Origin of the sequence: Erwinia aeris, from assembly GCF_041224955.1 — a bacterium.
Lineage (GTDB): Bacteria > Pseudomonadota > Gammaproteobacteria > Enterobacterales > Enterobacteriaceae > Erwinia > Erwinia aeris.
Genome location: NZ_JBGFFX010000010.1, coordinates 135,725 through 161,817 on the forward strand (window position 1 = coordinate 135,725; position 26,093 = coordinate 161,817).

Annotated in this window: 23 protein-coding genes; 15 read left to right on the top strand and 8 right to left on the bottom strand. The window is 58.9% G+C overall.

The genetic code is table 11. The annotated features are described in order from the left end of the window. Window positions 1-190 precede the first annotated feature (190 nt). Together AB6T85_RS16500 and greB are read right to left on the bottom strand one after the other, a co-directional pair. Window positions 191-2,503 (bottom strand): Tex family protein, encoded by a 2,313-nt coding sequence (locus AB6T85_RS16500; protein ID WP_369896176.1) that lies wholly within the window; start codon window positions 2,501-2,503, stop codon window positions 191-193. A gap of 98 nt (window positions 2,504-2,601) precedes the next feature. Beyond that, entirely contained in the window at window positions 2,602-3,081 is a 480-nt protein-coding gene (greB, locus tag AB6T85_RS16505) for a transcription elongation factor GreB (protein ID WP_253457608.1), read from the bottom strand. 290 nt (window positions 3,082-3,371) lie between these two features. Here greB and ompR point away from each other — a divergent pair, with 290 nt between their 5' ends. After that, window positions 3,372-4,091 carry an osmolarity response regulator transcription factor OmpR gene (gene ompR / locus AB6T85_RS16510; RefSeq protein WP_001157751.1) on the top strand — a complete coding sequence of 240 codons (720 nt, stop codon included), beginning with the start codon at window positions 3,372-3,374 and terminating at the stop codon, window positions 4,089-4,091. Further along, window positions 4,088-5,437, top strand: a complete 1,350-nt coding sequence (gene envZ, locus AB6T85_RS16515; protein WP_253457611.1) for a two-component system sensor histidine kinase EnvZ — start codon at window positions 4,088-4,090, stop codon at window positions 5,435-5,437. The genes ompR and envZ overlap by 4 nt, the downstream gene beginning before the upstream one ends. A gap of 58 nt (window positions 5,438-5,495) precedes the next feature. Here envZ and pckA read toward each other — a convergent pair whose 3' ends face one another. The 4 genes from pckA to AB6T85_RS16535 form a co-directional block, all read right to left on the bottom strand. Next, the gene (gene pckA, locus AB6T85_RS16520; RefSeq protein WP_301251845.1) at window positions 5,496-7,109 is read right to left on the bottom strand and encodes a phosphoenolpyruvate carboxykinase (ATP); all 1,614 of its coding nucleotides are present in this window, start codon (window positions 7,107-7,109) and stop codon (window positions 5,496-5,498) included. Between the two features lie 286 nt (window positions 7,110-7,395). After that, window positions 7,396-8,274 (bottom strand): Hsp33 family molecular chaperone HslO, encoded by an 879-nt coding sequence (gene hslO, locus AB6T85_RS16525; RefSeq protein WP_253457617.1) that lies wholly within the window; start codon window positions 8,272-8,274, stop codon window positions 7,396-7,398. A gap of 23 nt (window positions 8,275-8,297) precedes the next feature. Next, entirely contained in the window at window positions 8,298-8,699 is a 402-nt protein-coding gene (gene hslR / locus AB6T85_RS16530; RefSeq protein WP_301251843.1) for a ribosome-associated heat shock protein Hsp15, read from the bottom strand. A 140-nt stretch (window positions 8,700-8,839) separates the two neighbouring features. Beyond that, entirely contained in the window at window positions 8,840-10,978 is a 2,139-nt protein-coding gene (locus tag AB6T85_RS16535; protein ID WP_369896178.1) for an intracellular growth attenuator family protein, read from the bottom strand. Between the two features lie 406 nt (window positions 10,979-11,384). Here AB6T85_RS16535 and nudE point away from each other — a divergent pair, with 406 nt between their 5' ends. After that, window positions 11,385-11,951: an ADP compounds hydrolase NudE gene (gene nudE / locus AB6T85_RS16540; protein ID WP_253457626.1), complete on the top strand. Its 567-nt coding sequence runs from the start codon at window positions 11,385-11,387 to the stop codon at window positions 11,949-11,951. An 82-nt stretch (window positions 11,952-12,033) separates the two neighbouring features. Here nudE and mrcA read toward each other — a convergent pair whose 3' ends face one another. Next, window positions 12,034-14,580: a peptidoglycan glycosyltransferase/peptidoglycan DD-transpeptidase MrcA gene (gene mrcA / locus AB6T85_RS16545; RefSeq protein ID WP_253457629.1), complete on the bottom strand. Its 2,547-nt coding sequence runs from the start codon at window positions 14,578-14,580 to the stop codon at window positions 12,034-12,036. A 116-nt stretch (window positions 14,581-14,696) separates the two neighbouring features. Here mrcA and pilM point away from each other — a divergent pair, with 116 nt between their 5' ends. From pilM to trpS, 12 genes are all read left to right on the top strand, one after another. Next, window positions 14,697-15,521 (top strand): pilus assembly protein PilM, encoded by an 825-nt coding sequence (gene pilM, locus AB6T85_RS16550; RefSeq protein ID WP_301730904.1) that lies wholly within the window; start codon window positions 14,697-14,699, stop codon window positions 15,519-15,521. Further along, window positions 15,521-16,060 carry a PilN domain-containing protein gene (locus AB6T85_RS16555; protein ID WP_253457637.1) on the top strand — a complete coding sequence of 180 codons (540 nt, stop codon included), beginning with the start codon at window positions 15,521-15,523 and terminating at the stop codon, window positions 16,058-16,060. Before pilM ends, AB6T85_RS16555 begins: the two co-directional genes overlap by 1 nt. After that, window positions 16,053-16,550: a HofO family protein gene (locus AB6T85_RS16560; protein ID WP_253457640.1), complete on the top strand. Its 498-nt coding sequence runs from the start codon at window positions 16,053-16,055 to the stop codon at window positions 16,548-16,550. Before AB6T85_RS16555 ends, AB6T85_RS16560 begins: the two co-directional genes overlap by 8 nt. Further along, complete coding sequence (locus tag AB6T85_RS16565) at window positions 16,540-16,992, top strand: hypothetical protein (RefSeq protein WP_369896181.1); 453 nt, start codon at window positions 16,540-16,542, stop codon at window positions 16,990-16,992. The genes AB6T85_RS16560 and AB6T85_RS16565 overlap by 11 nt, the downstream gene beginning before the upstream one ends. Beyond that, window positions 16,892-18,154 (top strand): DNA uptake porin HofQ, encoded by a 1,263-nt coding sequence (gene hofQ, locus AB6T85_RS16570; protein ID WP_369896182.1) that lies wholly within the window; start codon window positions 16,892-16,894, stop codon window positions 18,152-18,154. Before AB6T85_RS16565 ends, hofQ begins: the two co-directional genes overlap by 101 nt. A 389-nt stretch (window positions 18,155-18,543) precedes the next feature. Beyond that, window positions 18,544-19,065 (top strand): shikimate kinase AroK, encoded by a 522-nt coding sequence (aroK, locus tag AB6T85_RS16575; RefSeq protein WP_034934892.1) that lies wholly within the window; start codon window positions 18,544-18,546, stop codon window positions 19,063-19,065. Window positions 19,066-19,103: 38 nt separating this feature from the next. Further along, a complete protein-coding gene (gene aroB, locus AB6T85_RS16580) occupies window positions 19,104-20,195 on the top strand; it encodes a 3-dehydroquinate synthase (protein WP_369896183.1) in 1,092 nt (363 codons plus the stop codon). A 62-nt stretch (window positions 20,196-20,257) separates the two neighbouring features. Next, complete coding sequence (locus AB6T85_RS16585) at window positions 20,258-21,265, top strand: SPOR domain-containing protein (RefSeq protein ID WP_301251834.1); 1,008 nt, start codon at window positions 20,258-20,260, stop codon at window positions 21,263-21,265. Between the two features lie 119 nt (window positions 21,266-21,384). Continuing rightward, entirely contained in the window at window positions 21,385-22,203 is an 819-nt protein-coding gene (gene dam, locus AB6T85_RS16590; RefSeq protein ID WP_253457652.1) for an adenine-specific DNA-methyltransferase, read from the top strand. Between the two features lie 53 nt (window positions 22,204-22,256). Continuing rightward, window positions 22,257-22,943 carry a ribulose-phosphate 3-epimerase gene (gene rpe, locus AB6T85_RS16595; protein ID WP_125289868.1) on the top strand — a complete coding sequence of 229 codons (687 nt, stop codon included), beginning with the start codon at window positions 22,257-22,259 and terminating at the stop codon, window positions 22,941-22,943. Continuing rightward, the gene (locus AB6T85_RS16600; RefSeq protein ID WP_253457655.1) at window positions 22,927-23,604 is read left to right on the top strand and encodes a phosphoglycolate phosphatase; all 678 of its coding nucleotides are present in this window, start codon (window positions 22,927-22,929) and stop codon (window positions 23,602-23,604) included. Before rpe ends, AB6T85_RS16600 begins: the two co-directional genes overlap by 17 nt. 17 nt (window positions 23,605-23,621) lie before the next feature. Then, window positions 23,622-24,623 (top strand): tryptophan--tRNA ligase, encoded by a 1,002-nt coding sequence (trpS, locus tag AB6T85_RS16605; protein ID WP_125289866.1) that lies wholly within the window; start codon window positions 23,622-23,624, stop codon window positions 24,621-24,623. 59 nt (window positions 24,624-24,682) lie between these two features. Here the strand turns inward: trpS and cysG are convergent, their stop codons facing one another. Next, window positions 24,683-26,047 (bottom strand): siroheme synthase CysG, encoded by a 1,365-nt coding sequence (cysG, locus tag AB6T85_RS16610; protein ID WP_369896187.1) that lies wholly within the window; start codon window positions 26,045-26,047, stop codon window positions 24,683-24,685. Between the last annotated feature and the right edge of the window lie 46 nt (window positions 26,048-26,093).

Consider the following 26,093-nt stretch of genomic DNA (forward strand, 5'->3'; position numbering starts at 1 on the left):
TTGACGGGGGTGATTATATTGAGAATGATTATTACTTCAGTTGATGTAGGACAAATTTACGCCGAAGGAAGTTATCTGGAAAGTAAACGGGAAACCAAAAAGCGAATGGCGCGCAAAAAAATCGCCGGTTAAGCGTGCGGATCGGGCGAGCCGCACGCTTTTTGCAGAACGGGCGCGTTAGCGCCCGCGATCAGGACTTCTTGCCGAAGGCGGCGGCCAGCGCATCACCCATCGCGCTGTTGCCTGCAGGCTGCGCGGCAGGACGTGCGCGCGCTTTATTTTGCGCAGGGCGAGCGTCACGACCAGCGCTGCGGCGAGCGTTGGTTTCGCCCGGCTGCTCGTCAAGACGCATGGTTAAGGCGATACGCTTGCGCTGGAGATCGACCTCCATCACTTTGACTTTGACGATATCGCCCGCTTTCACCACCTTATGCGGATCGTCGACGAACTTGTCGGCCAGCGAAGAGATATGCACCAGGCCATCCTGATGCACGCCGATATCGACAAAAGCGCCGAAATTGGTGACGTTGGTGACGGCACCCTCCAGCACCATGCCCGGCAGCAGGTCGTTCATGGTTTCCACGCCTTCCGCAAACTGGGCGGTTTTGAACTCGGGACGCGGATCGCGGCCCGGTTTCTCCAGCTCTTTGAGGATGTCACTGACCGTCGGCACGCCAAACTTCTCGTCGGTGAAATCCACGGCGCGCAGATCGCGCAGCGCGGTTGCGTTGCCCATCAAATCGCTCAGCGCCTGCTCGGTGGCGGCCAGGATGCGCTCGACGACCGGATAGGTTTCCGGGTGAACGGTTGAGGCATCCAGCGGGTTATCGCCCTGGCTGATACGCAGGAAGCCCGCGCACTGTTCAAAGGCTTTCGGCCCCAGGCGGGCGACCTTCAGCAGCTGCTGGCGATTGCGGAAGCGGCCGTTCTCGTCGCGCCAGTTAACGATATTCTGCGCAATCATCTTGCTCAGGCCGGCGACGCGGGTCAGCAGCGGCACGGAAGCGGTGTTCAGATCCACGCCCACGCCGTTAACGCAGTCTTCCACCACCGCATCCAGCTTTTTCGCCAGCTGGCTTTGGCTGACGTCGTGCTGATACTGGCCGACGCCGATCGATTTCGGATCGATTTTCACCAGCTCGGACAGCGGATCCTGCAGGCGACGGGCAATGGAAACGGCGCCGCGCAGCGAAACGTCCAGATCCGGAAACTCCAGCGCGGCCAGCTCGGAAGCGGAATAGACGGAGGCGCCCGCTTCGCTGACGATGACCTTCTGGCCTTTAACCTGGGGGAACTGCTTTTGCACATCCAGATAAAAACGTTCGGTTTCGCGCGAGGCGGTGCCGTTGCCGATCGCCACCAGCTCAACCTGATGCTTTGTGCAAAGCGCGGCGACCGCAGCGGCGGCTTTGGCGGCCTGGCCGGTATGCGGATAAACCGTATCCGTGGCGACCAGCTTGCCGGTGGCGTCCACCACAGCGACCTTCACGCCGGTGCGCAGACCCGGATCCAGACCCATCGTGGCGCGCATACCCGCAGGCGCGGCCATCAGCAGATCGTGCAGATTACGGGCGAACACGTTAATCGCCTCGTCTTCCGCGCGTTCGCGTACCGTGCCCATCAGCTCGGTTTCAAGATGCAGCATCACTTTAATGCGCCATGTCCAGCTCACCACCGCTTTGCGCCAGCTGTCCGCCGGGGCGTTGTTCAGGCGCAGGTTGAGATGGCTGGCGATGATCTGTTCGCCCTGGCTTTCGCGCGGCGGCTCGTCAAACTGCGGATCGGCGTTCAGTGCAAGCTGGAGTACGCCCTCGTTGCGGCCACGGAACATGGCCAGCGCGCGATGCGAAGGCACGGTAGACAGCGGTTCGTGATGATCGAAATAGTCGCGGAACTTGGCGCCTTCTTCCTGCTTGCCTTCCACCACTCGCGATACCAGATGGGCGTTTTTCCACAGGTAGTCACGCACTTTCGCCAGCAGCGCGGCGTCTTCCGCAAAGCGCTCCATCAGGATATAGCGCGCGCCGTCCAGCGCGGCTTTGGTGTCGGCCACGCCTTTATCGGCATCGACAAAGCCTGCGGCAAACTGCTCCGGCTCGTGGGAGGGATCCTGCCACAGGGCGTCGGCCAGCGGCGCCAGGCCCGCTTCGATAGCAATCTGTCCACGCGTGCGGCGTTTCGGCTTGTAGGGCAGGTAAAGGTCTTCCAGCTCGGTTTTGCTCAGCGTGCTGCCGATAGCCTCGGCCAGCTCGTCGGTCAGCTTGCCCTGGTCGCCAATGGATTTCAGGATCGACTGACGGCGCTCTTCCAGCTCGCGCAGGTAGCCCAGGCGCGCTTCCAGCTGGCGCAGCTGGGTATCGTCCAGGCCGCCGGTCGCTTCCTTACGGTAGCGTGCGATAAACGGCACGGTGTTTCCTTCATCCAGCAGACGGACAGCGGCATCAACCTGTTCTGCCCGTGCCTGCAGCTCACTTGCAATTATGCGGCTCAGCGAATCTTTCATTGTCGGTTACTTTATGGCTTGAGAAACTGCGGCAAGTCTACGGATTGCCGACGGCAATTGCCAGCGTATGGCCTTAAGGAGGCCGCAGATCCGCAGGATTAGGATTGTTTAACGTAGGTGATGTCGTTGACGTACCAGCCCGCCTCGCCAACGGGCGTCTGCACCACGGCCAGATCGCCTACCTCTTTTTTCAGCAGCGCGCGCGCCATAGGCGAGTCGATAGAAATGTAGTCTTTGCGGCCGAAGATCTCGTCGTAGCCGACGATGCGAAAGCGCTTGAGTTCCCCGTCGTCGTTTTCCACTTCGACCCAGGCACCAAAGAACACTTTGCCTTCCTGCTGCGGCGAATAGTCCACGATGCGCAGCTGCTCCAGACACTTGGTCAGGTAGCGCACGCGGCGGTCAATTTCACGCAGGCGTTTCTTGTTGTACTGGTAGTCGGCGTTTTCGCTGCGGTCGCCCAGGCTGGCGGCCCAGGTCACTTTTTTTGTCACTTCCGGACGCTCTTCGCGCCAGAGATAGTCCAACTCGGCTTTCAGCTTGTCGTAACCTTCGCGGGTGATCAGTTTGGTTTTCATTGTCGTCCTTCTCTTTCTCGGGAGTGCGCGCATTATTTTGTTGCGGCCCGGCCGGCGATGCAAATACCTTCACGTTTTTTCTGGCCCGCCGTTACTGATTGTTTGTCCTGATCTTTCAGTGCAAAAAGAGGGCGGCTGAAGGGGTAGTTTCGCGGATAAATTAAAGATAAGCTGCTGTTTAATATGCTTTGTAACAATTTCGGCTAGAATATAAACCATTATTGACTGTTACATTCAGGCATCTTTTTTAAGAATACCGGCGCAGGCAATAGCGCCTTTGGAGTATCGAAATGCAAGAAAACTACAAAATCCTGGTCGTGGATGACGATATGCGTTTGCGCGCGCTGTTAGAACGTTATCTGACCGAGCAGGGTTTCCAGGTGCGCAGCGTCGCGAACGCTGAACAAATGGATCGTCTGCTGACCCGCGAATCCTTCCACCTGATGGTGCTGGACCTGATGCTGCCGGGCGAAGACGGTCTTTCTATCTGCCGCCGTCTGCGTAGCCAGAGCAACCCGATGCCGATCATTATGGTCACGGCGAAAGGGGAAGAAGTGGATCGTATCGTAGGGCTGGAAATCGGTGCCGACGACTATATTCCCAAACCGTTTAACCCACGCGAACTGCTGGCCCGTATCCGCGCCGTGCTGCGTCGTCAGGCCAACGAGCTGCCGGGCGCGCCTTCGCAGGAAGAAGCGGTTATCGCTTTCGGCAAGTTTAAGCTGAACCTGGGCACGCGCGAAATGTTCCGCGAAGACGAGCCGATGCCGCTGACCAGCGGAGAATTCGCCGTGCTGAAGGCGCTGGTGAGCCACCCGCGCGAGCCACTTTCCCGCGACAAGCTGATGAATCTGGCGCGCGGCCGCGAATACAGCGCGATGGAGCGTTCTATCGACGTGCAGATTTCCCGTCTGCGCCGCATGGTGGAAGAAGATCCGGCCCATCCGCGCTATATCCAGACCGTGTGGGGTTTAGGCTACGTCTTTGTACCGGACGGCAGTAAAGCATGAGGCGACTCCGCTTCTCTCCCCGCAGTTCCTTTGCCCGCACGCTGCTGCTGATCGTCACCCTGCTGTTTGTCAGCCTGGTGACGACCTATCTGGTGGTGCTGAATTTCGCCATTCTGCCCAGCCTGCAGCAGTTTAATAAGGTGCTGGCGTATGAGGTGCGAATGCTGATGACCGACAGGCTGCAGCTGGAGGACGGCACGCAGCTTGAAGTGCCGCCAGCGTTTCGCCGGGAAATCTATCGCGAGCTGGGTATTTCGCTGTATACCAATGCGGCGGCGGAAGAGAGCGGATTACGCTGGGCGCAACACTACGAGTTTCTCAGCCAGCAGATGGCGCAGCAGCTCGGCGGCCCAACCGACGTACGCGTCGAAGTAAACAAAAATTCGCCGGTTGTCTGGCTGAAAACCTGGCTTTCGCCCGATATCTGGGTGCGGGTGCCGCTGACCGAAATTCATCAGGGCGACTTCTCGCCGCTGTTCCGCTACACGCTGGCGATTATGCTGCTGGCGATAGGCGGCGCATGGCTGTTTATCCGCATCCAGAACCGACCGCTGGTGGAGCTGGAGCACGCCGCGCTTCAGGTGGGCAAGGGCATTATTCCGCCGCCGCTGCGGGAATACGGCGCGTCTGAAGTGCGATCGGTGACGCGGGCGTTTAATCAGATGGCGGCAGGCGTGAAGCAGCTGGCCGACGACCGCACGCTGTTGATGGCAGGCGTCAGCCACGATTTGCGCACGCCTTTGACGCGTATTCGCCTGGCCACTGAAATGATGTCGCAGGAAGACGGCTACCTGGCGGAATCGATCAACAAAGATATTGAAGAATGCAACGCCATTATCGAGCAGTTTATCGACTACCTGCGTACCGGGCAGGAGATGCAGACCGAGCGTGCGGATCTCAATAGCGTGGTAGGCGAGGTCGTGGCGGCGGAAAGCGGCTACGAGCGGGAAATCGAGAACGCGGTAATGCCGACGGAACTGATGCTGGATATCAATCCGTTGTCGATCAAGCGCGCGGTCGCCAATCTGGTGGTTAATGCCGCTCGCTATGGCAACGGCTGGATCAAGGTCAGCAGCGGCAGCGAGCTACAGCGCGCCTGGTTCCAGGTAGAGGATGACGGGCCGGGGATCAAGCCCGAGCAGCTTAAGCACCTGCTTCAGCCTTTTGTGCGCGGCGACAGCGCCCGCAGCACCAGCGGTACAGGGCTGGGGCTGGCGATCGTGCAGCGCATTATCGATGCGCATCAGGGATCGCTGGAAATTGGCGAAAGCGAGCGGGGCGGATTATGTATCCGCGCCTGGCTGCCTTTGCCGCCCAGCACCGCGCCTGCGGTCGTGACGGGATAAGCCGCAACAATGAAAAAGGCCGGATGTCAGACATCCGGCCTTTTTTATCACGCCTGGCCTACAGCTGCGGGCCGGCGGATACCAGCGCCGCACCGGCGGCCGTATCGGTATACTTATCAAAATTAGTAATAAACAGCTGCGCCAGGTCGCGCGCTTTCTCTTCCCACCGTGCGGCATCGGCGTAAGTGTTGCGCGGGTCGAGGATCGCACTGTCCACGCCTGGCAGCGCCAGCGGCACCGTCAGGTTAAAGATCGGCAGCGTGATGGTTTCCGCCCCGGCAATCTCATCGCTGAGGATAGCGTTGATAATGGCGCGTGTGTCCTTCAGCGAAATACGTTTGCCGCTGCCGTTCCAGCCGGTATTGACCAGATAAGCTTCCGCGCCCGCCGCCGCCATGCGTTTTACCAGCACCTCGGCGTATTGCGTCGGATGCAGCGTCAGGAACGCCGCGCCAAAGCAGGCGGAAAAGGTCGGCGTCGGTTCGGTGACGCCACGCTCCGTACCGGCCAGCTTGGCGGTAAAACCTGACAGAAAGTGATACTGCGTCTGCTCCGGCGTCAGGCGCGACACCGGCGGCAGCACGCCGAAAGCGTCCGCTGTCAGAAAGATCACCTTACGGGCGTGTCCCGCTTTCGACACGGGCTTCACGATGTTGTCGATGTGGTAAATCGGGTAGGAGACGCGGGTATTCTCGGTCTTGCTGCCGTCGTCATAGTCCACCGAACCGTCGGCGCGTACCACCACGTTTTCCAGCAGCGCATCGCGACGAATAGCGTGATAGATTTCCGGCTCCGCCTGTTCAGACAGCTTGATGGTTTTGGCGTAGCAGCCGCCTTCAAAGTTGAAGACGCCGTCATCGTCCCAGCCGTGCTCATCGTCGCCGATCAGCTGGCGGTTTGGATCGGTCGACAGCGTGGTCTTGCCGGTGCCGGAGAGGCCGAAAAACACCGCCACATCGCCTTTTTCGCCAACGTTGGCCGAACAGTGCATCGACGCGATACCCTTCAGCGGCAGCAGATAGTTCATGATGGCGAACAGCCCTTTCTTCATCTCGCCGCCGTACCAGGTGCCGCCAATCAGCTGGATGCGCTCGGTCAGGTTAAACGCGACAAAGTTTTCGGAATGCAGCCCCTGCTGTTGCCAGTCGGGGTTAGTGCATTTCGCGCCGTTCATCACCACAAAGTCAGGTTCGAAGCTGGCCAGCGCCGCCTCATCCGGCCGGATAAACATGTTCTTAACGAAATGCGCCTGCCAGGCCACTTCGGTAATAAAACGCACGCTGAGACGCGTATCCGGGTTAGCGCCGCACCAGGCATCCACAACAAAAAGACGTTTGCCGGAGAGCTGTTTGGTGACTTTGGCTTTCAGATCCTGCCAGATTTCCTGCGAAAGCGGCTGGTTGTCATTTTTGCCTTTGCCCTGATCGTTCCACCACAGCGTGTCGCGAGTTGTCTCGTCACGCACGATATATTTATCTTTGGGGGAACGGCCGGTAAAGATGCCGGTATCGACGGCAATCGCGCCGGATTGCGTTTCGATACCGCGTTCATATCCGCTCAGTTCGGGACGCGTTTCTTCCCTGTACAGCGTGTCGAAATCCGGGTTGTAAAGGATCTCAACCACGTCCGTGATGCCATAATCGACGAGATCCTGCTGGGTCAGGTCACGCATGTTACTGCTCCTTTGTCGGGTCGGTTGTAATTACAGATGAAGGGAAATCACGTGCCGTTAACCGTAGTGGTTATCAAATTCTTAATAAAGTGTAAATTGCGATCGCGCGCAGTTTACACGGCTAAAGGCTGAGGAAAAGCAACAGGAGGCAGAAATGAGAGGCGACACATGAAACGCTTATTATCGCCTCAGCGTATGCATTTGCGTAAGGGTTTTGCGGAATGACTACGGTAAAAAGGCATAGGATGGTCAGAGAGATGCGCCGCCTGGCGACGGCGCAGTATTATCAGTGCACGCGCTCGTCGCCGGCGGCAGAGTCGTTGCGGATCGCTGCGATATCTACAGCATCGTAAATATAGTGGCTGCCGCAGTAGTCGCAATGCATATCGATCTTGCCGTCTTCGGCCAGGATCTCATTCACTTCTTCTTCCGGCAGGCTGCGCAGAACTTCACCGCAGCGTTCATGCGAACAGGTGCAGCGGAAGATCACGTCCTGCGGATCGTAGAGCGTGACTTCTTCCTGATGATACAGTCGCCACAGCACTTCGTTGGCCGGCAGGCCCAGCAGCTCTTCCGTTTTAATGGTGTCGGTCAGCGTCGCCAGATGCTCGAAGTCCTCTGTTTTGGCGTCCTGCGCGGGCAGAACCTGCAGCAGAATACCACCTGCGCCAGCCTGGCCTTCCGCTTCGCCGGTACGGATAAACAGGCGGGTCGGCAGCTGCTCCGAACGCATAAAGTAGTCTTCCAGACACTCGGCCAGGGTTTCGCCTTCCAGCCCAACCACGCCCTGATAGCGTTCGCCTTTGGCTGGCGTGATGGTGATCACCAGGTAGCCGTTGCCGACCATCTCTTTCAGGCTGCTGTCCGGCGCGATCTCGCTGTTAACACGGGCCACGCCGCGCATTTCCTGACGATTGTTACCGTTGATCACGGCCAGGTTCAGCGGGCCGTCGCCCTGAAGCTGCACGGTGATGTCGCCGTCGAACTTCAGCGTGGCGGTCAGCAGGCTGGTGGCGACCAGCAGCTCGCCCAGCACTTTCTGTACCGGCAGCGGGTAATCGTGACCGTTGATAATCTGCTGCCAGGTGTCGGATACCGTCACCAGTTCGCCGCGTACGGCGTAATTTTCAAACAGATAACGGTGCATTTGGTCTTGATGAGCCATAATTCTCTCTCGTTGTGGCAAGCTTATTCGTCGCCAGAATTTTTAAATTTCATCAGGTCCCGGCGCTCTTTTTTGTCAGGGCGACGGTCAGGATGCGGCATAGTCAACGCGTTCATTTTTCGCGCCAGCGCTATCTTTTCCCGCTTCTCAATACTTTCAGCCGTTTCGGCATACATCTGCTGGGCTTCTGCGGCCGGACGACGCTGGTCACCCGTTGCCAGAACGATGATCGTACGTTCATCATTGCCCTGGCGTAAGGTTAGCTGGGCGTTCAGCTCCACCAGCTTGCTCGGCTTGCTGCGCTGGCCGTTGTAGTGCACTTTGCCGCCTTCAATCATCTCACGTGCGACCGCGCGGGTTTTATAGAAGCGAGCGGCCCACAGCCATTTATCGAGCCGAACCGCTTCTGCGGATTTCTCTTTCATCGCTGCTCCTGTTTGGGAATATCCCTATGTATGGGTTGCCTGTCGGAAATCAAGGTGCCTCTCCGGCTTAAGCCGGAGAGCGTCATGCGGGATGGCGCAGAGAGGACGATAACCTTAAAAATAGCATAAAACCGACGGGCTCAGAACAGCGGTCGGATAGTCTGCGGCGTGCTTAGCGCGGGGTTAAAACACTTATCGTAATAGTCCTGAATCGCCGTGGTGCGCACGCGATTGAGATGAATACGTCTGAGGGCCAGCAGACCGTTAAAGATAAAGCTTAAGGCAACGATCAGTAGCAGCAGGGTGGTGCCGAGATAGTGGCCCAGTCGGGTGGCGTCCGGCTCGCTGTGCAGCGCGATATGCCGCGTGCCGTTGGCGTCGGTGGTAATGCTGGTCACGATGCCGCTGGCGGAAAACGGCGTGTGCAGCAGCATGCCCGCCAGGCGCTGTAATTCCGGCCACTGGTCGGGCGCGTTGAAGTCGAACAGGGAGATGCCGGGCGCCTGCTGATTGACCAGCTGGCGGCCTTCATCGCTGAGGATCAGAAAACCGCCGGGCGGCGGGCTGTTAAGCGCTTCCGCCGCGCGTCTTGTTTCCCGATAGAAAAACGAAGAGGTGGCGGTGTTGACCAGGTTTTCCAGCGCTTCGGCGCTGACCGGTCGCAGCAGCACATTGGTGCCGGCCAGCGCGCCAGAGTCCGCCCGACGCACCAGCGTTTCCCAGTCTTTAGCGTTGCCAAGGTTGACCAGCGCGTTTTTCAGCCTGACGCAGTCCTGCTCCTGGCTGCACAGATCCTGCGTTTTCAGCACGATATCGGAAAAGTCATCCAGCAGGATCATGCCTGATTTTTGGATAGCCGTGGCGAGCTGCGGATTAAGCTTGGGATCGGTGCTGTTCTGTGGATGCAGCTGCAGGCTGGTGGTGTTCAGCAGGGCGGTAGCCTTATCGATAATATCCGACTGCGGCTGGGGCAGGGGAGCGGCGTTATTCCAGTAGACGGCCGAACAGTCGAAAGGCATAAACGCGTAGCTGCGGTTGCCCTGATAGGTCGCCGGGACTGAACACATGCCTTCACCGCTGACTTTAAGGGAGTCGCCGATGCGCAAGGCAACGTTTTCCAGCTCGCCCACGCTGTGCACCTGGACGCTTTCGGTGCCTTTCAGCCAGGCGATGCTTAGCTTGAGCGGCATACTTAGCGGCACCAGAAAAACCAGCAGCACCAGCACCAGCAGCGAACCCGTAGCCAGCACCAGGTTTTTGCGCCAGCGATGAATAGGGAAATTGCGGACTTCATCCTGTAGTGACAGAAAGCGGCCCTGACGCACGACCTGACGGTTAAGATAGATATCCACTTCGGTAGGCTGGCCTAAATCGTGCGCCACGTAAGGCTGCCAGTGGGGAGGATAGATCAGATCGATAATGCCGAGTGAAATATTGCTGACCTGGCCCTGGTTGGATTCGCCGAACAGACCCCAGCGTTTGGGCGCGCCGCGCAGGCAGTGGATTTCCCGCAGGTCTTTCTCGCCTGGCCGCCGCCAGAGCGACCAGGCGCTGATAAGGATAATGACCAGCGCGGTGACCACCAGCCACGGCATCATTACCGCCGGGCTAATCAGGCTAAAAAAGAGCAGCAGCAGCCCCAGGCTGATAGCTACCGCCTCGCGCGTGCCGTCGGGACGGCTGAGCATATACTCTTCAGGCGTCTCTTTACGCACGCTAAGCAGCTCAATGTTTTCGCTTTCTTCTTTTCTGATCGAGGCGTTTTGCGCCGCAGGCCGCGTTACCGTCCCCAGCGCAGGCGGCTCGTAAACGTAGTTGACCAGCGAATGCCCGTTGAGCGAAACCACCAGCGGAATAGTTTGCGTTTTGATCAGCTCGACGTAATTTTCTTCGGCGATGTACTGTTCCCACAGCGGCGGCAGATGCACTTCAACCGCATCCAGATAGTAACGCCATTTGTGCGGATCGTCGGTGGAAAGGCCGTAGCGGGTAATAGAGCGGGTAACCGGATAGACGTTGCTGCTTTGCGAGGTTAGCGCCAGATTATCGTTTGCATGTGTATTGCCGCCGGGAAGCGGAATGCTGCGGTGCTTCGCTAAAGAGCCGATGTAGCGTTCAACGGCTTTACGCTCGTCGTCGCTCAGCTTGCGAAAAGGCGGACTAATGAATGGCAGCGGTTTCGCCAACGGCGGGCGATGCCGCATAGCGTACCAGAAAAAACAACCCGCTCCGAGTGAACAGGCCAGCATTACAGCCAATATAATGACTATTGTGCTCATGCTTTTCTCCCTGCCATCCTGCTCCTGCCATTGTGCTGGAAATTACCGGCCTGAATCATAGTTATATCGATATTGTGACGGCTTCAGGCAGCGCTGGCAATCCGCGAAGTTTAATAAAATAACGCGCAAAATCATAAAATTAGAATAATAGTAGATTAGCCCCGACCGAGATGGTAACAAGCCATAGGCCGTAGCAATATCGGTATATTCTTATTTTGTAAAACACGCATTGACTTTTTTAAAACTTTTTAATTACTTACGGGTGGATTTGTTATAACGGTGTAAAATAATTCATGCGCTGATTGGCAACCTTCTTTCACTGCCGCACAATAGCGTAACTGTCGGTAAATTTACCGCGACTGGCGAGCTATTACGCTCATTTTTTTGGCTTTTCCCTGGGGCCACTATGACCGGACAACTGCAAAAACCTAAAATCCTGAATGTTGAAACCGTCGCGCGGTCGCGTCTGTTTACCGTGGAGGCCGTGGATTTAGTGTTCAGCAACGGTGCTGAGCGCGTTTATGAGCGAATGAAACCCACTGAACGTGAAGCCGTGATGATCGTCCCCATTGTGGACAACCATCTTATTCTTATCCGGGAATATGCCGTCGGACTGGAAAATTATGAGCTGGGGTTCCCTAAAGGCCTGATCGATCCGGGCGAAACGCCTGCGGAAGCCGCCAACCGCGAGCTGAAGGAAGAGGTAGGTTTTGGCGCACGTCAGCAGGAATGGCTGGGCAAGCTCACCATGGCGCCGTCCTATTTTTCCAGTAAGATGAATATCATCGTGGCGGAAGATCTTTACGAAGAGCGGCTGGAAGGCGACGAGCCGGAACCGCTGCCGCAGGTTCGCTGGCCGTTGGATAACCTGATGGCGCTGCTGCAGGAGCCTGATTTTTGCGAGGCGCGCAACGTCAGCGCGCTGTTTATGGTGCGGGAGTGGTTGATTCGCCAGGGGCGGCTGAGCTACTAAAAACGCGACAGCATTCCAAAGAAAAGCCCGGTAAAAACCGGGCTTTTTTGTGGCCATCAGGCACGGGCGACATGGCCCGGCATCAGAACAGCTCGTGGCTTTCGCCGTTGTCCATCAGCGTGGTGCCGACATCATGGACGGAATACTCGGTCGGCTGTGTGCCGTTGATAAAGTACTCCTGACGGGTATTGCCGCCGCCGTTGGCCAGCTTGCCGGTACGGCGATCGATGGTGACGGTAACCACGCCTTCAGGCGGCGTCAGCGGCTGCACCGGTACGCCATCCAGCGCGACCTTCATGTAGTCGTCCCACGCTGGCTGAGCGCTCTTCGCGCCGCCTTCATAGCCTGAAATCTGATCTTTAATCGCGCCGGAAGCGGTCGTTCGGCCCAAATCGCGGCGGTGATCGTCAAAGCCGATCCACACAGAGGTCACCACGCCCGGACCATAGCCTGAGAACCAGGCGTCTTTCGAGCTGTTGGTGGTGCCCGTTTTACCGCCGATATCGTTGCGCTTCAGATCGCGTCCTGCGCGCCAGCCGGTGCCCATCCAGCCCGGTTCGCCAAAGATATTGGAGTTCATCGCGCTTTTGATCAGGAAAGAGAGCGGCGTGTTGATCACGTGCGGCGCGTACTGTTCATCCTGCTGTGGCGGCTGGGAAACCTGCTCCAGCTGCGGCTGCGGAACGACTGCGTTGCCGCCCTGCTGCGATACCGTCGGGTTTTCCACGCTGTCTTCATTCAGCGCTACCGCTTTCTGCGTCTCGCCGTAAATCACCGGCAGATTGCATTCCGGGCAGGCTACTTTCGGCCTGGCTTCAAACAGCGTATTGCCCTGTTCATCCTCAATCTTGCTGATAAAGAAAGGATCGACCAGGAAGCCGCCGTTGGCCATCACCGAATAGCCGCGCACCATCTGCAATGGCGTAAACGAAGCGGAGCCAAGCGCCAGCGATTCGGTGTGCACGATATTCTGCGCCGGGAAGCCAAAGCGTTGCAGATACTGCGCGGCGTAATCAACGCCCATCGCACGCATAGCGCGCACCATGACCACGTTCTTGGACTGACCCAGCCCCTGACGCAGGCGGATCGGGCCGTCGTAGGTCGCCGGTGAGTTTTTTGGCCGCCAGTCGGCGCCCGAGCCGGCATCCCAGCGGGAGATCGGCACGTCGTTCAGGATAGAGGCCAGCGTCAGCCCGCGATCCATCGCTGCGGTATACAGGAACGGCTTGATGTTCGAGCCTACCTGGCGCAGCGCCTGGGTCGCGCGGTTAAATTTGCTCAGGTTAAAGTCGAAACCGCCTACCAGTGCGCGAACGGCGCCGTTGTGCGGATCCAGCGAAACCAGCGACGAGTTAACGTCCGGCACCTGCGCCAGCCACCAGCCGGTATCCATCTGGCGAACCCAAATCTGCTGGCCCGGCTGCACCACTTCGGTCACGGAAGTCGGCGTGCGGCCCTGGACGGTATCGGATTTATAAGGCCGCGCCCAGCGTACGCCAGCCAGGTTCAGCGTCACGCTGCTGCCGTCGCGCATCAGTACCGTGGCTTCTTCGCGGTTGGCTTCGGTTACCACCGCCGGGAAGAGCGGGCCGTAAACCGGCAGCGCCTTCAGCGTTTTCAGGATCTCCGTACGGCCCCAGGCGGTCTGGCCGACTTTCCACAGCACGTTGGCCGGGCCGCGGTAGCCATGACGCATATCGTAATTCAGCACGTTGTCCTGCAACGCTTTCTGCGCGCCCAGCTGTAATTTACGGGTAATGGTCGTGGTGACTTTAAAGCCGTCGTTATACGCGTTGTCGCCGTAGCGTTTCACCATCTCCTGACGCACCATCTCGGTCAGATAAGGGGCGGAGAAGGCGATTTCCGGCGCGTGATAGTGCGCTTCCAGCGGCGAAAGGCGCGCTTCGTCATACTGCGCCTGCGTAATGTAATTCTGATCCAGCATGCGGCTGAGCACGACGTTGCGACGAGACAGCGCGCGAGTAGGGGAATAGAGCGGGTTAAAGGTCGATGGCGCTTTAGGCAGACCGGCGATCATCGCCATCTCGCCCAGCGAGAGTTGATCGACATTTTTGCCGAAATAGACCTGTGCAGCGGCGCCCACGCCATAGGCGCGGTAGCCCAGATAGATTTTGTTCAGGTAAAGCTCAAGGATTTCGTCTTTGCTCATCATTTGCTCAATGCGAATGGCGAGAAAAGCCTCCTTGATTTTACGCATCAGCGTACGCTCGGGGCTGAGGAAAAAGTTACGGGCCAGCTGCTGCGTGATGGTACTGGCGCCCTGGGAAGCGTGGCCGGAAACCAGCGCAATGCTTACCGCGCGGAAAATGCCGATAGGATCGATACCGTGATGCTCATAAAAGCGGCTGTCTTCGGTAGCGATAAAGGCCTTGACCATGACGGGCGGGATCTGCCCAAGCTTTAACGGGATGCGGCGCTTTTCGCCGTATTGAGCAATCAGCTCGTTATCCGCGCTGTAGACCTGCATGGGCGTTTGCAGCCGGACATCTTTCAGCGTGGCGACATCGGGCAGCTGCGGCTGTATGTACTGATACAGACCATAAATCGAGCCGGCTCCCAACAAAATGCAACACACTGCAAGGATCAAAAAATACTTTACGAACTTCACCTGATATTTTCCATCTTAAGTCGCCTGGACAGTTTATAAACAATCGCGCGGTAGTATAAAGGCAAGCCAGAGGCCTGGATACATCATTTTTCTACTGAGCAGGGAGACCGCGCGAAATGGCATTTCAGACATGGCAAGTCGGCCTGGATATTCAGAACGGACAGCTTTGCGCCCTGGGTATTCAATACCGTCGTAACGGCTGGCAACTGCGCCACTGGTGGCAACATGCGCTGCCGCACGATACGTTAACCAACGGGCTGGTGCAACGGCCCGACCCGCTTATTCCCCTGCTGCGACAGTGGCGAAAACGGCTGCCGCGGCAGATCTCGCTGCGCGTCGGCTTTCCCGCCCGGCTGGCGTTGCAGCACGCGCTGGCGCTGCCGCAAACCTCACTGCGTGAACCAGAGCGTAGCAGCTATATCGCGGCCGCGGCGAAGCGATTTTTTCCGATAGAGCCTGAAAAACTTGCGCTTGACTACCGCCAGGCAGCTGCCGACAGCGGGCAGCTGTGGCTGACCGCCGCCCGTCGGGACGCGGTTCATGACTGGCTATCGATGCTGAAGACGGCGGGACTCAACCCTCGGGTGCTGGAGCTGGCCCCGGCCGCGCTGTTTGCGCTGGCGCAAAGCCTGCGGCTCAGCCCGGATGCCGTGCTGGTGCACCGTTTACCCGACCACTGGCTCTGGTTTGGCGCGCGGCTACAGCCGCCATGGGGGTGGTGTCCCGCTGATGAAGCGGCCAACCTGGCGGCGCTGCGCGAAAAATACCTCGCCGATGCGGCCACGCTTTACTATAGCTCGGCCTTGCCGGAAGCGCTGCCTGCCGATGCGCTGTGGCTGGAGCCGCTGGCGGCTTTCGCTTTTAAGTCGCTGCCGTTGCCCGCGTACAGCGGCGCTTTTGCGCTGGCCGCCGGGCTGGCGCTGCGGCCGGAGGACGCCTGATGGTCTGGGTAAATTTTCTTCCCTGGCGTCGGCAGCGGCAGCGTCAACAGCTGCGCCGCGACGGCCTGTTGCTTATGGCGCTACTGGTTCTGTTGCTCGCGCTGACGATGCCCTTGCTGGAGCAGCAGACGCTCGGCAAGCGGCAGCAGACCGGCCTGCGCTGGCTGAAAGAAACCAACGACCAGCTCGACAGGCTCAGCGCTCGCCTGGCTCGTCTGGAAGCCCGGCGCGATACGCTTCGACGCGCGCTGGCCATCAGTGAAGGCAGGCAGGCGCGCCTGCGCGAGTGGCAGGCATTTACGCGTGACCTGGCCGCAACCCTGCCAGCGGCGCTCTGGCTGAGCGAAATCAGCAAAACCGCGCAGAGTCTGACCGTCACCGGATTTTGCCTGCGGCTGGCTGAAGTTGAGGCGTTTCGTCAGCAGTTAGAGCGGTTTCACCTGTTTCAACAGGTCAACACCGGCAGGCTCAGCCGCGACGGAAAGGGCATTATCCGCTTCAGCCTGGAGGCCACGCTGCCGGAACAGGAACATGAGTAGCGTTCTGCTGCATCGCTGGCTCGCTTTGCCGTTCTGGCTAAGGCTGCTGTTGCTGGTGCTCTGCTTTATCACGGGCGCGCTGATGGTACGCCAGGTCTGGCTGCGGCCTCTTCAGCAGCAGGCTTTACAGGTGGCGCAGCAGCGGCAACAGGAGCACAAGCGCTATCGGCTGCTGCTGCACAATTTGCAACAGCGAAGCTCGCTGCACGAAGCCGAAGCGGATATCGCTGGCCTGCAACTGGCGTTACGGCCTGGGGCGGCGCGGCCTTTCTCGTGGCTACAGCTGAGCGAGGCGGCGGGCAACCGTTTACAGGGCTGGCAGCCAACGCCTCAGGGCGGCGAATTAACCCTGCTGCTTAGCTGGCCGCAGCTGCAGTCCGCGTTTCGCTATCTGAGCGAGCGGCAACCCGCCGTCAGGCTGGCGCAGTTCAGCCTGAAGCGGGTGGATGAACAGCTGCGGTTAAATCTGGTGGTGCAATATGAACGCTAGTGCCTTTTTAAAAGATTGGCTAAAACGCCCGGTAATACTGGTGGCTGCGCTGCTGCTGGGGTGTAGCGCGCTGGCGGCCCGCGATCCCTTTTCGCCGCCGGAAAACATGTTTTGTGACCCCCTGTTACCCATGCCGCCGCCGCAGCTGCGCGGCATCATCGGTCGGCCAGCGAACTACCGCGCCTGGCTGGTGACCCGTAGCGGCAGCGGTAAATTATGGGCTGCGCAGAGCTGGCCGGACGCTTACTGGCAGCTGCGGGACGTCACCGCGCTGGGCATTACGCTGGCGGCCGCCACGCCGTGCAGCGCGCCTTTAAGGATTAACTTGCAAGGAAGCCTTTATGAAACACATTCGCCTGTGGAAAGTTCTTCTCCTGCTGCCGCTATGGCTGGCAACGCCATTGCGGGGCAGCCCGGCGCCGCTTTCCCTGGCGTTCGATGACGCGCCTGTCGGGCAAATTCTTCAGGCGCTGGCGGACTATCAGCAGCTGAATTTGCTGGTTGCGCCCGGCGTCGAGGGACGGCTTTCCGTCCGTTTAAAAGAGGTCAGCTGGCAGCAGGCGCTGACGCTGGTTTCCCGCCTGGCGAAGCTGAAGGTGAATAAAGAAGGCAACGTGCTGCTGGTTTTCCCGCAGGGCTGGCAGGAAGAGCAGCAGCGACGGCAAACGCTTGAGCGGGAGGAGGCGGAAAAGGCGCTGCCGCTTGATACGCTGGCGTTGCCGCTGCGCTATGCAGAGGCGGAAAAAGTCTACGGCAGCCTGCAGAGCGCGCAGGCGAAGCTGCTGAGTTCGCGCGGCAGCGTGACGGTAGATAAACGCACCAACAGCCTGATCCTGCGCGACACCCGAGCCGCGCTGAACGAGATCCAGCGCTGGGTCACGGCATTGGATACGCCGCTGGAGCAGGTCGAACTCGCCGCGCATATCGTTACCCTCAGCGAAGAGAGCCTGCGCGAGCTGGGCGTGCGCTGGGGCCTGGGCGGCGAAGAGCAGATCGCCCGCGCGCTGCGGGTCAGCCAGCTGCGCGTTGATCTGCCGGTGGCTAATCCCGCACTGGCCTTAGGCTTTACCCTGGCGCGCCTGAACGGCAGGATGCTGGATCTGGAGCTGAACGCGCTGGAGCAGGAAAACAAACTGGAGATTATCGCCAGTCCCCGACTGTTCACCTCGCATCAGCAGCCCGCCAGTATTAAACAGGGCACCGAAATCCCCTATGAGGTCTCCAGCGGTAGCAACGGTAAAACCAGCGTGGAGTTCAGGGAGGCGGTCTTAGGCATGGACGTAACGCCTTACGTGCAGCCGAACGGCCGCATCATGCTAAGGCTGCATATCAGCCAGAACCTGCCCGGCAGTACGGTACGCAGCGGCGAGGGCGAATATATCGCCATCGATAAACAGGAGATCCAGACCCAGGTCACGCTGAAAGATGGTGAAACGCTGGCGCTGGGCGGCATCTTCCAGCAGCAGCGCGCAAAAGGGCAGAGCCGGGTGCCGTTTCTTGGCTCTGTACCGCTGTTGGGCGCGCTTTTTCGCCATGCGACTACCGGCCAAAAAAAACGTGAGCTGGTGATCTTCATAACCCCAAGACTGATTCGTGACGAGTAAAGCTTTTTTGTAACAAACTGAGCGAGCGAGTGCTTTTTTAGCGGATTGCAGCCATATGCGTTTGACGCAAGGGCGGAATTAGCTTACAAGGTTTAGCGATTTTTGAATTACAGGCCTCGGTTTGGCTTTAAGAAAAAGCATTTACCCGTTTTTTATCGTGCGCAACCGGCGTAACCGATGCTGTGACATCGGCGTGATAAATGAAGCGGACTGAACGCGCCAGCTGTGGGCGCAATGGGCAAGGTCAATTTAATCGGTTGCCAAAACACCTTCAGTGTTGAGATAATTTTCCTCTGACTCTCGCACTATCGCTCATGAGGTTTCAGTTCATGTCCTGTCCGCTGTAGGACGGGGTATCATTAACGAATTGTCTTAGTAATACCGAAAAAATGGCAGAGAAACGCAATATCTTTCTGGTTGGGCCTATGGGTGCCGGCAAAAGCACTATTGGGCGTCAGTTAGCTCAGCAACTCAATATGGAATTTTTCGATTCCGATCAAGAAATTGAGCGACGTACCGGAGCGGATGTGGGCTGGGTGTTCGACGTCGAAGGCGAAGAAGGCTTCCGCGATCGCGAAGAAAAGATCATTAACGAACTCACCGAGAAGCAGGGCATTGTCCTGGCGACCGGCGGCGGTTCCGTTAAGTCTCGCGAAACACGCAACCGTCTTTCCGCTCGCGGCGTGGTGGTCTATCTGGAGACCACGATCGAAAAACAGCTGGCTCGTACGCAGCGCGATAAAAAGCGTCCTTTGCTGCAGGTGGATTCTCCACCGCGCGAAGTGCTGGAAGCGTTGGCGGACGAACGTAATCCGCTGTATGAAGAGATTGCTGACGTCACCATTCGTACCGATGACCAAAGTGCTAAAGTCGTCGCAAATCAAATCATTAACATGCTGGAAAAGAGCTAGCGGCTCTGCTCCGCCTGCGGGCCGAAAAGGAGTGCTTCATGGAGAAGATTACCGTCACTCTGGGGGAACGCAGTTACCCCATTACCATCGCTGCCGGACTGTTTAACGATCCGGCTTCTTTTTGGCCGCTTAAGGCGGGCGAGCGGGCAATGCTGGTCACTAACGACACGCTGGCACCGCTTTATCTTCAACCTGTTCGTCAGCGGCTGGAAAGCGCTGGTATAGAAGTGGACCAGGTGATCCTGCCCGATGGCGAGCAGCACAAAACGCTGGCGGTGATGGATCGGGTCTTTACCGCGCTGCTGGAAAAACCGCACGGTCGCGATACCACGCTGATTGCCCTGGGCGGCGGCGTGATTGGCGATCTGACCGGTTTCGCGGCGGCCAGCTACCAGCGCGGCGTGCGGTTTATTCAGGTTCCTACCACGCTGCTGTCGCAGGTGGACTCCTCCGTTGGCGGCAAAACGGCCGTTAATCATCCCCTTGGCAAGAACATGATCGGCGCGTTCTATCAGCCGGCTTCGGTAGTGATCGATATCAACTGCCTGAGCAGCCTGCCCGCTCGCGAGCTGGCGTCAGGTCTTGCGGAAGTGATCAAATACGGCATCATCCTCGACGGTGAGTTCTTCTGCTGGCTGGAAGCTAACCTGGATGCGCTGCTGGCGCTGGACGGCAAGGCGATGGCCTACTGTATTCGCCGCTGCTGCGAGCTGAAAGCCGAGGTCGTCGCCGCCGACGAGCGCGAAATGGGGCAGCGCGCGTTGCTGAATCTGGGCCACACTTACGGACACGCCATCGAAGCGCATATGGGCTACGGTAACTGGCTGCATGGCGAGGCCGTGGCGGCCGGCATGGTGATGGCCGCGCGTACCGCAGAGCGGCTGGGCGAGTTTTCCGCTGGCGATACCGACAGGCTCATCAGCCTGCTGCAGCGTGCCGGACTGCCGGTGCACGGCCCGGAGAGCATGGCGGCGACGGATTATCTGCCGCATATGCTGCGTGATAAAAAAGTGCTTGCGGGCGAGCTGCGTCTGGTGCTGCCGCTGGCTTTAGGACAGGCCTGCGTGCGCGGCGGCGTTGCGCATGATACGGTGCTGGCAGCGATTAACGACTGTCAGAAACCGGCCTGAGCCGTTAGTTAACTACTGGCGTACACGTAAAGCGGCGCGGCTGCTTTACCGGAGGAGGTGAAATGGACGATTTTAAACCGGAAGATGAGTTAAAGCCTGATACCAGCGATCGCCGTCCACAGCGAGCGCGAAAAACGTCCTCTGCCCCTAAGGTGCCGGTATCACGCCAGCATCTGATGATGGGGGTAGGCGTGCTGGTGCTGCTGCTGATCGTGCTTGGCATCGGTTCAACGCTGAACTCGTCGGACAGCGGCGATAAAAAAGCCGCCCAGACGCCGGCCACCTCCGGCGGCAGCGATAAAAATATCGATCTGACCGGCTCTTCTTCCATGAGCGGACAGAGCGGCGCGCAGCAGCCTGGCGCTGATGCAAGCGCCTCTGGCGCGGGCGGGCAGCCTGCCGAGGGCTCAGCCGCATCCGGTAATGCACCTCAGGAACTGAGTGCCCCGCCGGTCGCCTCCACGCCGACCGAAGCGCAGCCCGTGCAGACCCCGGCGGGCCAACAGCGCGTCGAGCTGCCGGGCGATCTCAATAGCGCGCTCTCTAACCAGCAGAATCAGGTGGATGCGGCCAGCACGGATATGCAGGGCAGCTCGCTGCCGCTGGCACCGGCGACCGTTGCGGGCGGCGGCACTGCTGGCAAACCGGTCACCGCGCCGCAGACGTCTCAGCCTGCGCCTGCACGTTCGGCTACGCGTCAGCCTGCCGCGCCTCAGCAGCACACCAGACCCGCCACGCACAAACCTGCGGCGGCGAAACCGGTCGCGAAAGAGAGCCACAGCGCGCCGGTAGCCGCGCCTGCTGCGGTAACCGGCGGCAACTATACGTTGCAGCTGAGCAGCGCTTCGCGTCCCGATACGCTTAACGCCTGGGCGAAAAAGCAGAACCTGAGCGGCTATCACGTGTATAAAACCACGCGCAACGGCCAGCCCTGGTACGTACTGGTAAGCGGCGCTTACGCCACGCCGGCAGATGCAAAACGCGCGGTAGCTTCGCTGCCGTCAGAGGTGCAGGCGAAAAACCCCTGGGTGAAACCTGTCAGCCAGGTGAAAAAAGAGTCAGCAAATTAACGGCTATTGAGCCTGACGATGTTCTCTGCCAGCCCGCGTTATGCGGGCTGGTAATTTAAAGCGCAGATATGCTGTCGGTGTAACCGCAGCCAGAAGAGTAAGTGTAATAAAACGACGGCATGAAAAAAAATCGCGCTTTTTTAAAATGGGCGGGCGGCAAGTTCCCGCTGCTTAACGATATCCAGCGTCACCTGCCGGAAGGGGATTGCCTGATTGAACCCTTCGTTGGCGCAGGGTCCGTATTCCTCAATACGCATTTCTCGCGCTACGTGCTGGCGGATATCAACAAAGATTTGATCAACCTGTACAACGTGGTAAGAGATCGCGCGGACGAGTTTGTGGCGGATGCCAGCCAGCTGTTCACGACCGAAAGCAACGACGCTGAGTTCTACTACGCTCGCCGGCTGGAGTTTAATCGATCTACTGATGCCTGGCGCCGCAGCGTGCTGTTTTTGTACCTTAACCGCCACTGCTACAATGGACTGTGCCGCTACAATTTAAGCGGCGAGTTTAACGTACCTTTTGGCCGCTACCGCAAACCCTATTTTCCTCAGGATGAGCTGTACTGGTTCTCCGAGCGGTCGCAAAACGCCACCTTTATCTGCGAATCATACGCTGATACGCTGGGTCGGGCGGAGCCGGGATCGGTGGTCTACTGCGATCCGCCCTATGCGCCGCTGTCGGCCACGGCAAATTTCACCGCTTACCACACCAACAGCTTTAGCCTGGCGCAGCAGCAGCACCTGGCGGAGCTGGCGGAGAAGCTGGCGCGTGAAAGCCGTATTCCGGTACTGATCTCCAATCACGATACGCCGCTGACCCGCGAGTGGTATCAGGCCGCGCAGCTGCATCAGATTAAAGCTCGTCGCTCGATCAGCCGCAGCGGCAGCGGGCGTTTGCAGGTCAACGAGCTGCTGGCGCTGTTTAGCAGCGACTGATCCTCAACAGCACTACGTGCCTGTCGCCAGGCGCGCTAAATTGGGAGAAATGGATGAAAAAGTTTTTGCTCGCTCCGTCAATTCTGTCTGCAGACTTTGCTCGCCTGGGCGAAGACACGGCCAAAGCGCTGGCTGCCGGTGGCGATGTCGTGCATTTCGACGTCATGGATAATCACTACGTGCCCAATCTGACTATGGGGCCGATGGTGCTGAAAGCGCTGCGTGATTACGGCATTACCGCCCCGATCGATGTGCACCTGATGGTGAAACCGGTCGATCGCCTGATCCCCGATTTTGCCAAGGCTGGCGCCAGCTATATCACCTTCCACCCGGAAGCGTCCGAGCATGTTGACCGCACGCTACAGCTGATCAGAGAGCATGGCTGTAAAGCAGGGCTGGTGTTTAACCCGGCCACGTCGCTCAGCTATCTGGACTACGTTATGGACAAAATCGACGTGGTGCTGATCATGTCCGTTAACCCGGGCTTCGGCGGTCAGTCGTTTATTCCCGGCACGCTGGACAAGCTGCGCCAGGCCCGTAAGCTAATCGACCAAAGCGGCTACGATATTCGCCTGGAAGTGGACGGCGGCGTGAAGACAGAAAACATCGGCGAAATCGCCGCGGCCGGCGCCGATATGTTCGTGGCCGGATCCGCTATTTTCAATCAGCCTGACTATAAAAAAGTCATTGATGATATGCGCACGGAACTGGAGAAATCTCGTCATGGCTCATTTCACTGATATTCGCGCGCTGGCGTTCGATCTTGACGGCACGCTGACCGACAGCGCGCCGGGCCTGACCAGCGCGGTAGACGCCGCTTTGCAGTCGCTCAACCTTCCGGCGGCGGGTCTGGCGCGCGTCTCCACCTGGATTGGCAACGGCGCGGACGTGCTGATTGAACGCGCGCTGACCTGGGCACTGGGACACGCGCCGGAAAGCGATCTGCTGCGCGACGCGCGGGTGCTGCTTGATAAGCATTATGCTGTCGTTGTCGAAAGCGGCAGTAAACTCTTCCCCGGCGTGAAAGAAGGCCTGCAAAAACTGGCGGCCACCGGGATGCCGATGGCTATCGTGACCAACAAGCCGACGCCGTTTGTCGCGCCTTTGCTGGCCTCGCTCGGCATTGACGACTGCTTTTCGCTGATTATCGGCGGCGACGACGTGACGGCGAAAAAACCGCATCCGGCCCCGCTGTTTCTGGTGCTGGGCAAGTTTGGCCTGCTGCCCGGCGAACTGCTGTTCGTGGGCGATTCCCGCAACGATATTCAGGCGGCGAAAGCGGCGGGCACGCCCTGCGTAGGGCTGACCTACGGCTATAACTACGGCGAGCCGATTGCGAGCAGCCAGCCGACGCTGGTGCTTGACCATTTTAACGATTTGTTGCCCGCATTAGGGCTGTAACGACCAGGACGAAAAAGATGAAACCCATCGTATTTAGCGGCGCGCAGCCTTCCGGCGAACTGACCATCGGTAACTATATGGGAGCGTTGCGTCAGTGGGTCAGCATGCAGGACGACTACAACTGCATTTACTGCATTGTCGATCTTCATGCCATTACGGTACGTCAGGATCCGGCTGCGCTGCGTAAAGCGACCCTGGATACGCTGGCGCTCTATCTGGCCTGCGGCATCGATCCCCAGAAAAGCACTATCTTCGTGCAGTCGCACGTGCCGGAGCACACGCAGCTGAGCTGGATCCTGAACTGCTATACCTATTTCGGCGAGCTGAGCCGCATGACGCAGTTCAAGGACAAATCCGCACGCTATGAAGAGAATATCAACGCGGGCCTGTTCGATTATCCGGTGCTGATGGCGGCGGATATCCTGCTTTACCAGACCACGCAGGTGCCGGTTGGCGAAGATCAGAAGCAGCATCTGGAGCTGAGCCGCGACGTGGCCGCGCGTTTCAATGCGCTCTATGGCGATGTGTTTAAGGTGCCGGAACCGTTTATTCCGAAATCCGGCGCGCGCGTCATGTCGCTGCTGGAGCCGACCAAAAAGATGTCCAAGTCGGACGATAACCGCAACAACGTGATCGGCCTGCTGGAAGATCCGAAGTCGGTGGTCAAGAAGATCAAGCGCGCCATGACCGATGGCGACGAGCCGCCGGTCGTGCGCTATGACGTAAAAAACAAAGCGGGCGTTTCTAACCTGTTGGATATCCTGTCCGGCGTGACCGGCACCAGCATTCCCGATCTGGAAAAGCAGTTTGAAGGCCAGATGTATGGGCACCTGAAAGGCGCGGTAGCCGATGCGGTTTCCGGGATGCTGAGCGAGCTGCAGGAGCGCTATCATCGTTATCGCAATGATGAGGCTTTCCTGGAGCAGGTTATGCGTGACGGCGCGGTGAAAGCTCGCGCTCAGGCGCAGGAAACGCTGAAAAAAGTCTACGAAGCCGTAGGCTTTGTCGCCCAGCCGTAACGGCTAACCTGAACGGCGCCCTTGAAAGTCAGTCCGGGGCGCCGTTTTTTATGGGCTGGCTAAAACCAGCGCAGCGGCTCGCGTAAGGCCACCACCCGACCGATGATAATCAACGACGGGCTTTGCGCCTGCGTGGCCAGCTCGGCCAGCTCGCTCAGCTGCCCTGCCACAACGCGTTGTCGGGTCGAGGTGCCGTTTTCCACCAGCGCCACCGGCATCCCGCCGCTCATACCGTGCGCCAGCAGCTGCCGCTGGATCTCCGCCGCCTGCGTCAGCCCCATATAGAACACCAGCGTCTGCCGCTCCGCCGCCAGGTTTTGCCAGTCCAGCTCACCGTTTTTCTGCACGTGGCCGGTCACCAGCCGCACGCTCTGCGCGTAATCGCGATGGGTGAGCGGGATGCCGCTGTAGGCCGAGCAGCCCGAGGCGGCGGTAATGCCCGGCACCACGGAAAAAGGAATGCCCGATCCGGACAGCGCCTCCAGCTCTTCCGCGCCGCGCCCAAAAATAAAGGGATCGCCGCCTTTCAGCCGCACCACGCGTTTTCCCTGGCCCGCCTGCTCCAGCAGGATTTGATTGATGGCCTCCTGCGGCACGCAGTGATAGCCCGCGCGTTTACCGACGAAAATCCTTTCCGCATCGCGCCTGACCAGCTCCAGCACCTCTTCAGATACCAGCCTGTCGTAAACCACCACGTCCGCCTGCTGGATCTGCTGTAGCCCTTTCAGCGTCAGCAGGCCCGCATCGCCTGGCCCGGCGCCGACCAGCACCACTTCGCCCTGTTGCGCCAGCGGCTCGTTAAACAATGCTTCCGTCAGCTTTTCCGCCTGCTTATCGTCCCCGTTGGCGAGCGTTTGCGCCAGCCGGTCGTGGTGGAACAGTTTTTCCCAGAAGCGCCTGCGCTGCCCGGCTTCGTTGAAGGTTGATTTTACCCGTGGTCGTAACGCGCCCGCCCACGCGGCAACTTTGCCCAAATGCTGCGGCAGCAGCGCTTCGATTTTTTCCCGCAGCAGGCGAGCCATCACCGGCGCGTCGCCAGCGCTGGAAATGGCAATCATCAGCGGCGAACGATCGACCACGGAAGGCATGATGGCGCTGGCCTGGGCAGGCGCGTCCACCACGTTGCAGAACATCTGCCGGGCGCTGGCGTAGTCGCTGACCTGCTGATTGACCTCATGACTGTCCGTCGCCGCTATTGCCAGCCAGCAGCCGTCAAGGTGTTCAGGGCTGAAGCGCGCTTCCCGCAGCGTCAGCTTCCCGGCCTGCTGCCATTCGTAAAAGGGGGAGGAAAAATGCGTGGCGCAGACGCGGACATCCGCCCCAGCCTTCAGCAGCAGCCGCGCTTTGCGCTCGGCCACGGCGCCGCCGCCGACCAGCAGGACGGTCTTATGGCGCAGGTCGCAAAAAAGAGGAAACCAGTTCACAGGAGGCTCGCAATAAAAAAGGGCCGCAATGCGCGGCCGTGAAAAA

Bases quoted from the DNA above. Each gene is read 5' to 3' on its own strand.
- hofQ (WP_369896182.1), top strand. From the start codon at position 16,892: ATGAAACACATTCGCCTGTGGAAAGTTCTTCTCCTGCTGCCGCTATGG.
- nudE (WP_253457626.1), top strand. From the start codon at position 11,385: ATGACCGGACAACTGCAAAAACCTAAAATCCTGAATGTTGAAACCGTC.
- pckA (WP_301251845.1), bottom strand. From the start codon at position 7,109: ATGCGTGACCTGACCCAGCAGGATCTCGTCGATTATGGCATCACGGAC.
- envZ (WP_253457611.1), top strand. From the start codon at position 4,088: ATGAGGCGACTCCGCTTCTCTCCCCGCAGTTCCTTTGCCCGCACGCTG.
- greB (WP_253457608.1), bottom strand. From the start codon at position 3,081: ATGAAAACCAAACTGATCACCCGCGAAGGTTACGACAAGCTGAAAGCC.
- hslO (WP_253457617.1), bottom strand. From the start codon at position 8,274: ATGGCTCATCAAGACCAAATGCACCGTTATCTGTTTGAAAATTACGCC.
- AB6T85_RS16555 (WP_253457637.1), top strand. From the start codon at position 15,521: ATGGTCTGGGTAAATTTTCTTCCCTGGCGTCGGCAGCGGCAGCGTCAA.
- rpe (WP_125289868.1), top strand. From the start codon at position 22,257: ATGAAAAAGTTTTTGCTCGCTCCGTCAATTCTGTCTGCAGACTTTGCT.
- AB6T85_RS16500 (WP_369896176.1), bottom strand. From the start codon at position 2,503: ATGAAAGATTCGCTGAGCCGCATAATTGCAAGTGAGCTGCAGGCACGG.
- aroK (WP_034934892.1), top strand. From the start codon at position 18,544: ATGGCAGAGAAACGCAATATCTTTCTGGTTGGGCCTATGGGTGCCGGC.
- AB6T85_RS16600 (WP_253457655.1), top strand. From the start codon at position 22,927: ATGGCTCATTTCACTGATATTCGCGCGCTGGCGTTCGATCTTGACGGC.
- AB6T85_RS16565 (WP_369896181.1), top strand. From the start codon at position 16,540: ATGAACGCTAGTGCCTTTTTAAAAGATTGGCTAAAACGCCCGGTAATA.
- ompR (WP_001157751.1), top strand. From the start codon at position 3,372: ATGCAAGAAAACTACAAAATCCTGGTCGTGGATGACGATATGCGTTTG.
- trpS (WP_125289866.1), top strand. From the start codon at position 23,622: ATGAAACCCATCGTATTTAGCGGCGCGCAGCCTTCCGGCGAACTGACC.
- hslR (WP_301251843.1), bottom strand. From the start codon at position 8,699: ATGAAAGAGAAATCCGCAGAAGCGGTTCGGCTCGATAAATGGCTGTGG.
- dam (WP_253457652.1), top strand. From the start codon at position 21,385: ATGAAAAAAAATCGCGCTTTTTTAAAATGGGCGGGCGGCAAGTTCCCG.
- AB6T85_RS16585 (WP_301251834.1), top strand. From the start codon at position 20,258: ATGGACGATTTTAAACCGGAAGATGAGTTAAAGCCTGATACCAGCGAT.
- AB6T85_RS16535 (WP_369896178.1), bottom strand. From the start codon at position 10,978: ATGAGCACAATAGTCATTATATTGGCTGTAATGCTGGCCTGTTCACTC.
- aroB (WP_369896183.1), top strand. From the start codon at position 19,104: ATGGAGAAGATTACCGTCACTCTGGGGGAACGCAGTTACCCCATTACC.
- AB6T85_RS16560 (WP_253457640.1), top strand. From the start codon at position 16,053: ATGAGTAGCGTTCTGCTGCATCGCTGGCTCGCTTTGCCGTTCTGGCTA.
- pilM (WP_301730904.1), top strand. From the start codon at position 14,697: ATGGCATTTCAGACATGGCAAGTCGGCCTGGATATTCAGAACGGACAG.